The sequence below is a fragment of the Streptomyces lichenis genome, assembly GCF_023218175.1.
Taxonomy (GTDB): Bacteria; Actinomycetota; Actinomycetes; order Streptomycetales; family Streptomycetaceae; genus Streptomyces; species Streptomyces lichenis.
In genome coordinates this window covers 277,940-288,718 of sequence record NZ_JALPTH010000006.1, presented here as the reverse complement: position 1 = coordinate 288,718, position 10,779 = coordinate 277,940, and the positions used below count along the sequence as shown (strand labels likewise).

10 protein-coding genes are annotated in these 10,779 nt (G+C 72.5%); 3 read left to right on the top strand and 7 right to left on the bottom strand.

Going from position 1 to position 10,779, the window contains the following annotated elements:
• The first annotated feature begins 83 nt into the window (after positions 1 to 83).
• A complete protein-coding gene (locus M1O15_RS09160; RefSeq protein ID WP_248632769.1) occupies positions 84 to 1,883 on the top strand; it encodes a gamma-glutamyltransferase family protein in 1,800 nt (599 codons plus the stop codon).
• Positions 1,884 to 2,019: 136 nt separating this feature from the next.
• Here the strand turns inward: M1O15_RS09160 and M1O15_RS09155 are convergent, their stop codons facing one another.
• The 5 genes from M1O15_RS09155 to M1O15_RS09135 form a co-directional block, all read right to left on the bottom strand.
• Positions 2,020 to 3,519, bottom strand: coding sequence for an FAD-binding protein (locus tag M1O15_RS09155; RefSeq protein ID WP_248632768.1), 1,500 nt, complete (start codon positions 3,517 to 3,519; stop codon positions 2,020 to 2,022).
• A 239-nt stretch (positions 3,520 to 3,758) separates the two neighbouring features.
• On the bottom strand, positions 3,759 to 4,649 hold the full coding sequence (locus M1O15_RS09150) for a CopD family protein (RefSeq protein WP_372499406.1): 891 nt from the start codon (positions 4,647 to 4,649) through the stop codon (positions 3,759 to 3,761).
• 80 nt (positions 4,650 to 4,729) lie between these two features.
• The gene (locus tag M1O15_RS09145) at positions 4,730 to 4,954 is read right to left on the bottom strand and encodes an EF-hand domain-containing protein (RefSeq protein ID WP_248632767.1); all 225 of its coding nucleotides are present in this window, start codon (positions 4,952 to 4,954) and stop codon (positions 4,730 to 4,732) included.
• 405 nt (positions 4,955 to 5,359) lie between these two features.
• The gene (locus M1O15_RS09140; protein ID WP_248632766.1) at positions 5,360 to 5,899 is read right to left on the bottom strand and encodes an ATP-binding protein; all 540 of its coding nucleotides are present in this window, start codon (positions 5,897 to 5,899) and stop codon (positions 5,360 to 5,362) included.
• Between the two features lie 274 nt (positions 5,900 to 6,173).
• On the bottom strand, positions 6,174 to 6,941 hold the full coding sequence (locus M1O15_RS09135) for an enoyl-CoA hydratase/isomerase family protein (RefSeq protein WP_248632765.1): 768 nt from the start codon (positions 6,939 to 6,941) through the stop codon (positions 6,174 to 6,176).
• A gap of 212 nt (positions 6,942 to 7,153) precedes the next feature.
• Between M1O15_RS09135 and M1O15_RS09130 the strand changes: the two genes are divergently transcribed.
• Together M1O15_RS09130 and M1O15_RS09125 are read left to right on the top strand one after the other, a co-directional pair.
• A complete protein-coding gene (locus tag M1O15_RS09130) occupies positions 7,154 to 7,369 on the top strand; it encodes a hypothetical protein (protein WP_248632764.1) in 216 nt (71 codons plus the stop codon).
• Entirely contained in the window at positions 7,369 to 7,602 is a 234-nt protein-coding gene (locus M1O15_RS09125; protein ID WP_248632763.1) for a hypothetical protein, read from the top strand. The genes M1O15_RS09130 and M1O15_RS09125 overlap by 1 nt, the downstream gene beginning before the upstream one ends.
• 120 nt (positions 7,603 to 7,722) lie before the next feature.
• On the opposite strand, the gene M1O15_RS09120 is transcribed toward M1O15_RS09125, so the two are convergent.
• Entirely contained in the window at positions 7,723 to 8,976 is a 1,254-nt protein-coding gene (locus tag M1O15_RS09120; protein ID WP_248632762.1) for a L,D-transpeptidase, read from the bottom strand.
• 290 nt (positions 8,977 to 9,266) lie between these two features.
• Positions 9,267 to 10,490, bottom strand: a complete 1,224-nt coding sequence (locus tag M1O15_RS09115; protein WP_372499405.1) for a L,D-transpeptidase — start codon at positions 10,488 to 10,490, stop codon at positions 9,267 to 9,269.
• Between the last annotated feature and the right edge of the window lie 289 nt (positions 10,491 to 10,779).

Here is a 10,779-nt window from a genome sequence, read left to right as displayed (position 1 = left end):
CGACGCGCTGCGCACCGCCGCCACCCGCTGACCCACTGACCCATCTCGTACGCCCCACCCACCGACCGAGAAGAGGTACCCCATTGAACGCGGGCAGGCCGCAACTGGCCGGAACCTTCGGCGCCGTCTCCTCCACCCACTGGCTGCCCTCCGCGGCCGCCATGTCGGTCCTGGAGCAGGGCGGCAACGCCTTCGACGCGGTCGCCGCCGCCGGCTTCGTGCTCCAGGTGGTGGAACCGCACTACAACGGCCTCGGCGGTGACGTGCCGATCGTCTCCTACCAGGCCTCCACCGGCCGGGTGCAGGTGGTGTGCGGCCAGGGCCCCACGCCCCAGGCCGCCACCACCGAGGCCATCACCAAACTGGGCCTGGACCAGATCCCGGGCTCCGGGCTGCTGCCGGCCGTGGTGCCCGGCGCCTTCGGTGCCTGGATGCGGCTGCTCGCCGAACACGGCACGCTCCCCCTGGACCGGATCCTCGACCACGCCATCGGCTACGCGGAGCACGGTTTCCCGCTGCTGACCAGCACCGCCGACGCCATCGAGGTGCTCGCCCCGCTCTTCGCCTCCGAGTGGACCGAGTCCGCCCGCGTCTACCTCCCGAACGGGCGTCCGCCTGCCGCCGGTTCGCGGTTCCGCAACCCGGCCCTGGCCGGCACCTACCAGCGGCTGCTACGGGAGGCCAAGGCCGCCGGCGGTGACCGCGAGGCCCAGATCGCCGCCGCCGAGCGGGCGTTCTACCAGGGCTTCGTCGCCGAGGCGGTGGACGCCTTCGTGCCCCGCACCGAGGTCCTGGACTCCACCGGCCGCCGCCACAAGGGCCTGCTGACCGGGCAGGACATGGCCGACTGGCGGGCCACCGTGGAGGACTCCGTCTCCCTGACCTACCGGGGTTACGAGGTCCACAAGCCCGGCATCTGGTCCCAGAGCCCGGTCTTCCTCCAGCAACTCGCTTTGCTGGAGGGCTTCGACCTGGGGCGGATGGACCTGGACAGCGCCGAGTACGTGCACACCGTGGCCGAGTGCGCCAAGCTCGCCTTCGCCGACCGCGAGGCCTGGTACGGCGACCCCGACCACAGCGACATCCCGCTGACCACCCTGCTCAGCCCCGCGTACACCGCCGAACGCCGCGCCCTCCTGGAGGCCAAGGCGGCCGGCACCCTGCGCCCCGGCTCCCCGGACGGCCGCACCCCGCACATCCCCGCCCAGGTGGCCCAGGAGCCGACCGAGGCGCTGGAGCACTGGGAGCGGCAGATCCGCAACGGGCTGCCCACCGTGGTCAAGGCCACCGCCGCACGGAACGACACCTGCACCGTGGTGGTCGCCGACCGGTTCGGCAACATGGTGGCGGCGGTGCCCAGCGGCGGCTGGCTCAAGTCCAGCCCCGTCGTCCCCGGCACCGGCATCTCCCTGGGCACCCGGGCCCAGACCATGACCCTGGAGCCGGGCCACCCCAACTCCTTCGGCCCCGGCCGCCGTCCGCGCACCACGCTCAGCCCGAGCCTGGTCCTCAAGGACGGCCGCCCGGTGCTGGCCTTCGGCACACCCGGCGGTGACCGCCAGGACCAGTGGACCCTGGGCTTCTTCCTCGCGGTGGCCGACTTCGGCCATGACCTCCAGACCGCGACGGAGACCCTGGCCTTCCACACCGACCACTTCGCCTCCTCCTTCACCCCGCACGAGTCCCGCCCGAAGACCCTGGTGGTGGAGGAGACCGTGGACCCGGAGGTGGTGGAGCAGCTGCGCACCCGCGGCCACGAGGTCGAGCTGGCCCCCGCGTACACCCTCGGCAAGGTGTGCGCCGTCGGCCACGACCCCGACCAGGACCTGCTCCTGGCCGCCGCCAGCCCCCGAGGCCGCCAGACCTACGCCATAGCCCGCTGACCCGCCCCGCCCATCCGCCCCGGGTGGACGAACGACGGAGGGAGGACCCGGACCGACAGTGTCCGGACCCTCCCTCCGTTCCCCTCCGTCCAGGCCGGGGGCCGCCAGGACCTCGCGGGTCCCGGCCCAGGACCCCTCAGTCCCGGTGGCCGAAGACCCCCTGCCCCGGGGTCAGCACCCCGTCCGGGTCGTACCGGCGCTTGGCCGCGCGCAGCTTCGGCCAGACGTCACCGAAGTGGGCCCGCCAGTCCCGGGCGGTCATCGGCACCGAGCCGATCGGGTACAGCGTCCCGCCGTACTCGTCCCGGGTACGGGCGTACAGCCGCTCGTTGCGGGCCAGCATCTCCGCCACGTACCCGGGCTCCACGTCCGGACCCTCGGCGACCGTGTTGATGTCGATCACGAACATCCACGGCGAGGCGCCGGCCTCCGGGACCCGGGGCAGCGGGCGGCCCTTCTCGGAGCGCCGCTGCGGGTAGAGCAACCCGGCGCCCAGCGGCCCGATGTCCTTCGGGGTGAGCGTCTTCAGCACGTCCCCGAGGTAGCGCTCCACGGTCTCGCCCGGCAGCCAGACGTCGAACCAGGGCTTGACCAGCCGGTCCCAGCCCTGGGTGGCGCGCACCTCGTCGATCAGGGTGTCGATCGAGAAGACGTACTCCAGGTACCCGGTGTCCTGGATCTCCGGGGTGGCCGACACCCCGGCGAGCAGCGGGCCGTCCTTCGGCGGGGCGGCCGGCTCGTGGAAGACGGTGGCGTGGATGGTGTACGTGGGTGAGGTGCCGGCGCTGGTGAACTCCGCGTACACATGGTCGATGCCGGGGCGCTCGATGAGGATGCGCAGATCGCGGAAGAAGCGCGCGTTGTCGTCGTAGCCGAGCAGATAGGTGCGGGCGCGCTCCTTGGCCGGAACGAGGTCCAGGACCGCCTTGGTGATGATCCCGCACTGGCCGAGCCCGCCCAGTACCGCGTCGAACAGGTCGCTCCTGCGGCGGCGGGAGCAGCGCACCACCTCTCCCGTCCCGGTGACGACCTCCAGTTCGCGGACATGGTCCACCTGGAGTCCGGAGTCCAGGCCGCCGACGATGCCGCCGATGCCTCCGACGGACAGGGTGCCGCCCACGGTGAGCTGGGTGTAGCCGGTGAGCACCGGCGGGGTGCGCCGCGGGGTGCGTGCGAAGGCGGCCTTGGCCAGCTCCATCCAGTGGATGCCGGCGTCCACCTCGGCGCGGTCGGCGGTGAGCGCGTGAATGCGCCGCAGCGAGCGCATCTCGATGACCAGCCCGTCGGCGAGGCCCTGCCCGTAGGTGGTGTGGGCCTGTCCGCGCGGGGCGACCGGGACGCGGTGCTCGCGGCAGAAGCGCACCATCCGGGACACGTCCCGCACCGACCCCGGGCGGAGCACCGCGCGCGGTCGCTGGTGGACGATGTTGCCCAGGTCGGTGGTGACCGCGTCGCGGGAGGCCGCGTCGAGTGCCAACTCGCCGTCCAGCTCCGGCACTCGGGCGAACGACGACCGCTCGGGGCGGGCCGCCGCCTCGGCCCGGGTGACCCAGCCGCCGCCGAGCGGGTCGAAGCCCACCACGACCGCGGCGGCCCCGGCTCCGGCGCCGGTGAGAAAGGCACGGCGCCCGATCATCCCGCCACCCCCCTCGTACCCGTCGTCCCTGCGCACCTGCTGGGCATCGGCCGGCTCCTCTCCCCGCGTCAGCGGTGGCGCGATCCTGTCGCTCTCACGCGTCCGCGCCCTCGACTCGCTCTCCTGCTCATGACGTGCCTCCGACCGTAATGAGCCCCCAACGCCCATTCAATGCAGCCAGTTTCAGATCCCCGTAAGCCCTGTCAGGGTTTCTTCAACCCCACCGGTCACCTGGGACCTCAGCGCAGGCTGAGCCAGTGCGGGTCGGGCACCACGGTGAGCACCGCCGAGACCGCCACGACGGCCGCCAGCGCCACCAGTTCGGCGCGGGCCGGGGCGGCGGCGCCGTCCGGGTCGCGGTGGCGGCGCAGCCGGCGGTGGGCGGCCAGGGCGTAGGCGCTGACCACGGCCATCAGCAGCAGCTTGGCCATCAGCACCCGGCCGTAGGCGGTGGAGAACACCACGTCGGCGGGGAGCCTGCGCAGGGTGGAGCAGAGGCCGGTGGCGGCCAGCGCGGCGTACAGCCAGCCGGCGAGCCGGGCGTACCGGGTGAACATCCGCCACCGCCCGTCGCCGTCCGGGCGCAGCCGCAGGGTGCGCAGTACGTACAGCAGCCCGCCCACCCAGAGCGAGGCGGCGGTCAGATGGACGACGGTGAGCGCGGCCCCGTACTCGGGGGTGTACGCCTCGGGGTGGGCGCGCCAGGCCTCGGCGACGACCACCAGGGCCAGCGGCGCCACCGCCCAGGCCGGCCGGCGCGGTCCGGCAGCGGCGGCGGCCAGGGCGAAGCCGTTGGCGGTGGCGAGCAGCAGCCCGCCTTCCCGCGTGCTGTACGCGGCCATGAGGTCCAGGCGGCTGACCTGGGCCAGTACGGCGATCTGGCCGAAGCAGGCGGCGGCTCCGAGGAGCGCGGCCCCTCGTCCCCAGGGGTGGGGCAGCGGCCCGGGGCCGGCGATCCGGGCCCCAGCGAGTTCGCCGAGGTGGACGGCGAGGGTGGCGAAGACGGCGGCTCGCAGCAGGGTGGTGGCGCCGCCGCCGGGGATGCTCAGCTCACCGGTGCCGTACCCGGCGAGGGCCGCCCCACCGTAAGCCAGGGCGGCCACCGCGAGCAGGGCGCCGAGGACCGGCACCCTCCGGGCGCCCCGCCGGCGCTCCGGCCGCCGCCGGGTGCGGGCGGCGTGCCGGGGCCGGGCGGGCGCTGGCAAAGCGGTCAGGCCTGGCCGGACTTGTCGAGATGCGCCCAGAACTCGTCAAAGCTGAGCTGGCCGTCCTTGTCGCCGTCCCGGGTGTTGATGACGGCCTGGGCGACCGTCTCGGTGACGTTGAAGTCGCCGAGCTGGGCCATGACGCTCTTGTACTCGGCGGCCGTGATGTAGCCGTCGCCGTCCACGTCGTACCGCTCGAACGCCCTGCGGGCCGCCTCGATGTCCGCCACTGGGTCCCACCCTTCTTGGTGCCTGACTGATGACGGTCAGATTATCGGCCCTCCTCCGCGCCCCACGCCGGACCCCTCCCTCACCCCACCCCGCCCTCCACCATCGAGGATTCAATCCTCCACCTCCATATTTATTCACAGATTACAAGGTCAGTGACCGACCTCACCTGCGATCCACCTCCCCTTCGCCCCTTTTATCCCTCAATCCACCCCTTCGCCGCTTGGCAACCGGGGCGCCCCTCTGCCATAGTCGGAGCCACGACCCCCTCTGACCCGGGCCAGGTCGACGACGTACGTGGAAACACCCCTTATGTCCACGACGTACCACGCAGAAGCCCCCGCGGCGCCGCACTCCGGCGCGACGGGGGCTTCTGGGGTTCGTACAGGCCGCTGCGGGCCGCCGGCTCAGCGCTCGGAAGTCCCGCCCCCCGGCCGTCCCCCCTGATCCCCCACCCGCATCTCGAACCAGGTGGTCTTGCCGCGCGGCAGCAGATCCACGCCCCAGCGGTCGGAGAGCGTGTCCACCAGGAACAGCCCCCGGCCGCTGATGTCCGTCTCCCGCACCGGGAGCAGGCAGGGCAGCCCGCGCGAGGGGTCGCGGACCTCCACCCTGATCGAGCCGCGACGGCGATGCATCCGCAGCCCGAAGACCCGGGCGCCGGTGTGGCGCACCGCGTTGCCGACGAGTTCGGAGACGAGCAGCACCGCGTGCTCGGTGGTCTGCGCGCCCAGCGACCACTCGCAGAACACCGCGTGCTGGGCGAGCAGCCGGGCGGTACGCGCCGACTCGGGCAGGGACGGCAGCTCCACCTCGGCGTCCGCCGGGCTGCCGAAGGCCTCGACCGCCGCGAGCGCCCCCTCGTCGTCGGCGGCCGGCACCCACTGGGCGGCGGTCACCCCGCCACTCCGCCGTGGTTGCCGCTCCGCGCCCTCCAGCCCCGCCATGCCCCCATCATGGCCGCCCGCCCGGCCCCACGGGGCCGTTCCACCGGATTGGGCGGCCGCCGCCACCGGCCCCCAGCACCCCCGCCCCGGCCGGCCGCCCCACCTCCCTCCCTCCCCACCACCCCCCTGAACTGCGGCAACACCCCGCAGCCCGGCGTGACTCGGATGCCCGGGCGGGCGACCGGCCCCCGGCAGCCTTAAGCCCCCGTCAAGGCGCCAAACCACCCGCACGGATGACGCCCGCCGCCCCCACCCTCCAGCAACAACCCCTACATCACACGAACTTGGCCTTGCCCGGCCCCTCCTCCACAAAGCTCCGCATCCCGATCTCGCGGTCCTCGGTGGCGAACAGCCCGGCGAACCAGTTGCGTTCGATGGTGAGCCCGGTGTCGATGTCGGTCTCCAGCCCGGCGTCCACGGCCTCCTTGGCGGCACGCAGCGCGATCGCCGGCCCCTTGGCCAGCTTCGCCGCCCAGGCGTGCGCCTGCTCGTACACCTCGCCGGCCGGGACGACCCGGTCCACCAGCCCGATCGCCAGCGCCTCCTCGGCCCTCACCTGGCGGCCGGTGAAGATCAGGTCCTTGGCGCGCGAAGGCCCGACAAGCCGGGCCAGGCGCTGGGTGCCGCCCGCGCCGGGGATGAGCCCGAGCAGGATCTCCGGCTGCCCCAGCTTGGCGTTGTCGGCGGCGATCCGGATGTCGGCGCAGAGCGCCAGCTCGCAGCCGCCGCCGAGCGCGTACCCGGTGACGGCCGCCACGACGGGCTTGGGGATGCGGGCGACGGCGGTGAACGAGTCCTGGAGCGCCTTGGCCCGCAGCACCATCGCCGCGTGGTCCATGTTCTGCATCTCCTTGATGTCCGCCCCGGCCGCGAACACCTTCTCCCCGCCGTAGATCACCACGGCCCGCACATCGTCCCGCCGACCCGCCTCCTCGGCGAGCTCCTTCAGCCGGTCCTGGGTCGCCACATCGAGCGCGTTCATCGGCGGACGGTCCAGTCGGATGGTGCCGACACCTTCGGAGACTTCAAGCGTTGCGGTCATACCCGGCAGATTAGCCCCCGGGTTAGCCGGCGTTAACAGCGCCACCAGACCACACGGCGGTGCCACTCATGGCAGCGACGCCCCTGGTCCGACCCAGGGGCCTTCTCGTGCCGGTCCTCCTCCGATCCGGTGTACGAGCGCGGACTTGCGCTCCTCAGCCAGACCGTGACGGCTAAGGTCACGAACCCACCGACCACCAGGAGGTACGAGCCTTGGCAGCGACCCTGACGCCCTACGAGATCATCGAGGAGCTTCCGACCGACGCGGAGTTCCGGGCCTTCACGGACGGTCTGCGTGAGCGGCTGCTCGAAGCGGCCGAGGACCTGAACCTCAAGCCGGTCGAAGAGTTCGTCCAGCGGTACAGCGACATGATCACCGAGCGGCTTGACGCCGGGAAGGCCTCGACAGCGGACGGGGGCGGCGCCTGATGGCGACCTACACGATCCGCTACACCAACCGGGCGGAAGCGAAACGGGACCAGGTCCTGGCGGGGCCGCGTCGTACGGCGTTCCTGTCGGCGATCGACGGCTTACGGCAGGACCCGCGCCAAGGCGCCACCGACCTCGGTGACAACTCGTGGGCGAAGAAGTTCTCCGGCGGCCAGATCGTCTACGTCATCGCGGACAGGTACATCACCGTCAGCGTGATCGACATCCGCTGAGGCGCCCCACCCGCCCCCACCCCCTCCGGACACACACGGGCCCGGTGCCGTCTCACACGGCACCGGGCCCGCCCGTACACAACTCCCCACAGCCGTACGACTCCGTACAGCCGGCGGCTGCTACGCCTTCCACTCCGACCAGGACATGTTCCAGCCGTTCAGGCCGTTGTCCGGGGCGATCTCCTTGTCCTTGGAGTTCTTCACGATGATCACGTCACCGATCAGCGAGTTGTCGTAGAACCACGCGGACGGCATCCCCGGGTCCCCGCCGCCCCGGACGTCCCGCAGCCCGACGCAGCCGTGGCTGACGTTGGAGGACCCGAAGGTGTCGGCCGACGCCCAGTAGTTGCCGTGCACGAAGGTGCCCGACTGGGACAGCCGCATGGCGTGCGGCACGTCCTTGATGTCGTATTCGCCGCCGAAGCCCACGGTGGCGCCGTTCATCCGGGTCACCTTGTACTTCTCGCTGATCACCATCTGGCCGTTGTACGTGGTGGTGGAGGGCGCGCCCGCGGTGATCGGGACGTTCTTCAGCAGCTTGCCGTCCCGCACCACCTTCATGGTGTGGGCGCCGGCGTCCACCGTGGACACCTGGCTGCGGCCGATGGTGAAGCGGATGGTCTTCGCCTGCTCGCCGTAGACCCCCGGGCGCCCCTCGACGCCGTCCAGGTCCAGCCGGACCGTCACCTTGGTGCCGGCGGCCCAGTACTTCTCCGGCCGGAAGTCGAGCCGGTCGTTGCCGAACCAGTGGCCCTCGATCGGCACCGACGGCTGGGCGGTCACCTTGACCGCCTTCTCCACGGCGGCCGGGTCGGTGATCCCCCGGTTGAACTTGATCGACACCGGCATGCCGACGCCGACCGTGGAGCCGTCCTCGGGCGTGTAGGTCCCGATGAAGGTGTTCTGCGGCACCAGCGTGGTGAAGACGGTGTCCTTGGCGGACTCCCGCCCGGACTCGTCCTTGGCCACCGCGTGCACCTTGTACTTGGTGGACGCCGCCAGATGCCGTACGGGGGTCCAGCTGGCGCCGTCCCCGGCGAGCTTCCCCTCGACCTTGTTGCCCTTGGAGTCGGCGACCTCGACCTCGGTCAGCTTCCCCTGCTCGGCGGTGACCTTCAGCGCCCCGCTGGTGGCGACCGACTCGGCACCGTCCTTGGGGGACACGGTGACCACGGCGTCGGAGGGGCCGTCGGCCACCTGCCCCGCCTGGCCTTTGCCCTTGCCGCCCTCCCCGCCGGTCCCGGCGCCGGAGTCAGAACCCCCGCACGCCGTCACCAGCAGCAGCAATGCCCCCAGCAGCACCGCGAGCAGTCCTCTGCCCGTACGCCCCGCACCCGCCCCGGCCGACGCACCGGATATCGGCGACCCGTTCACTTCGGTGTTCTCCCCTCGCACGGCCCGATCCCAGGGCCCGCACTCCCCCAGCGCTCAGAATTGCGCGCTCGGCGATAGATAATCACACCGGGAGCGACGCGAAGAGTGCACGCATGTCACCGTTCAGTCCCGAATGTGTCCGCGCCGAGCGGAGATCATGCGCGCAGGCCGCGGAGGCGGCTCCAGGCGCCCGTCACCGCAGGCGGGGGCCGCAGGGGCCGCCCCACCCCAACGTCCAGCAACCAAGGGACGGCCCCCGCCCACCACTCCCCCCCCATCCCCCCACCCCCTCACCTCAGGGCCGACCCCGCCCTCCACCTCCCCCAGTCCAGGTTCCAGCCGTTCAGCCCGTTCCCCGGATCGACCGTCCGGTCCGCCGAGTTGACCACCTCCACCACGTCCCCGACCAGCGTGCGGTCGAAGAACCAGCCGCCCGGGGCGTCGGCGCTGCCGCCCTTCACGTCCCGCAGCCCCACACAGCCATGGCTCACGTTCGAGGAGCCGAACACATCCGGCCGCGCCCAGTAGTTGCCGTGCAGAAAGGTGCCCGAGTCGGTGAGCCGCATCGCGTGCGGCACGTCCTTGATGTCGTACTCGCCCTTGCCGTCCGCGTCGGTGAAGCCGACCGTCGCCCCGTTCATCCGGGTCACCTCGTACATCTCGGTGACCACCATCTTCCCGTTGTACGTGGTGCTCTTCGCCGCCCCCGCGGTGATCGGCACGGTGGCGAGCAGCTCGCCGTCCCGCCGCACCTCCATGGTGTGCGCCCTGGCGTCCACCCGGGAGACCTGGTGGCGGCCCACCGTGAAGGCGATCCGCTTGTCCTGGATGCCGTACACCCCCGGCGCCCCCTCGACGTCCCGCAGCCGGACGTCCACCGAGACCTTCGTCCCGGGCCGCCAGAACTCCCTGGGCCGGATGTCCAGCCGGTCGTCGCCGAACCAGTGCCCGGCCGTCTCCACCGCCGGGTCGGCGGTCACCCGGATGGCCCGCTCCACGGCCGCCCGGTCGCGGACCGGATGGCTGAAGGAGAAGGACACGATCATGCCGGTGCCGACGGTCGAGCGGTGCTCGGGCTTCCCGTAACCGATGAAGCGGTGCTCGGGCACGGCGGTGGCGAACGAGGTGTGCCGGGCCGAGCGGCGGCCGTGCCCGTCCAGCGCCACCGCCTCCACCCGGTACGTGGCCGAGGTGGCCAGCCGGGTGCCGCGCGCGGGCCGCCAGCGCAGCCCGTCCTCGCTGACCGAGCCGGCCACCGGCTCCACCCGGGCGTCGGCCACCTTCACCACCCGCACCCGCTCCAGGCGCCCACTGGGCACCCGTACCTCCAGCCGGTCGTCCGGGGCGACACCGGTGGCCCGGTCGGCGGGAACCACCCGGATGGCGTCATCCGGCCCCCGCCCCTTCGCCCCGCCGGCCCCCAGGTCCCAGCCGCCGTCGGTGGTGCAACCGGCCAGTGCCACGGCGGCGACCAGCAGCCACGCCCTCGGCACCCTCGTCCACAGTCGTCTCATGCCCGGCCAACGACGACCCTCCGGCACGGGAAACGTGACCTCCACGGATGTTGGGAGCCCTGGCCGCCCGGGAATGAACACAGAGCAAACCCCGACCGGCGGGGGCGTACGTGGAGCACATCGCACGAACAACAACCGGAACAGGCGGGTGCGGGAGGCGCGGCAGGGACGCCGCGCCTCTCGCGCACGTCCGACCGGACGAGCCGCGGGAGGCCGGCAGGTGTCGAGCGCAGCCGAACAGCAGGCAGTGCAGCGTGCGGGAGCAGGGCCCGCCCCCGCGGCGGCGCGG

Bases quoted from the DNA above. Each gene is read 5' to 3' on its own strand.
- M1O15_RS09155 (WP_248632768.1), bottom strand. From the start codon at position 3,519: ATGATCGGGCGCCGTGCCTTTCTCACCGGCGCCGGAGCCGGGGCCGCC.
- M1O15_RS09140 (WP_248632766.1), bottom strand. From the start codon at position 5,899: ATGGCGGGGCTGGAGGGCGCGGAGCGGCAACCACGGCGGAGTGGCGGG.
- M1O15_RS09135 (WP_248632765.1), bottom strand. From the start codon at position 6,941: ATGACCGCAACGCTTGAAGTCTCCGAAGGTGTCGGCACCATCCGACTG.
- M1O15_RS09125 (WP_248632763.1), top strand. From the start codon at position 7,369: ATGGCGACCTACACGATCCGCTACACCAACCGGGCGGAAGCGAAACGG.
- M1O15_RS09115 (WP_372499405.1), bottom strand. From the start codon at position 10,490: ATGAGACGACTGTGGACGAGGGTGCCGAGGGCGTGGCTGCTGGTCGCC.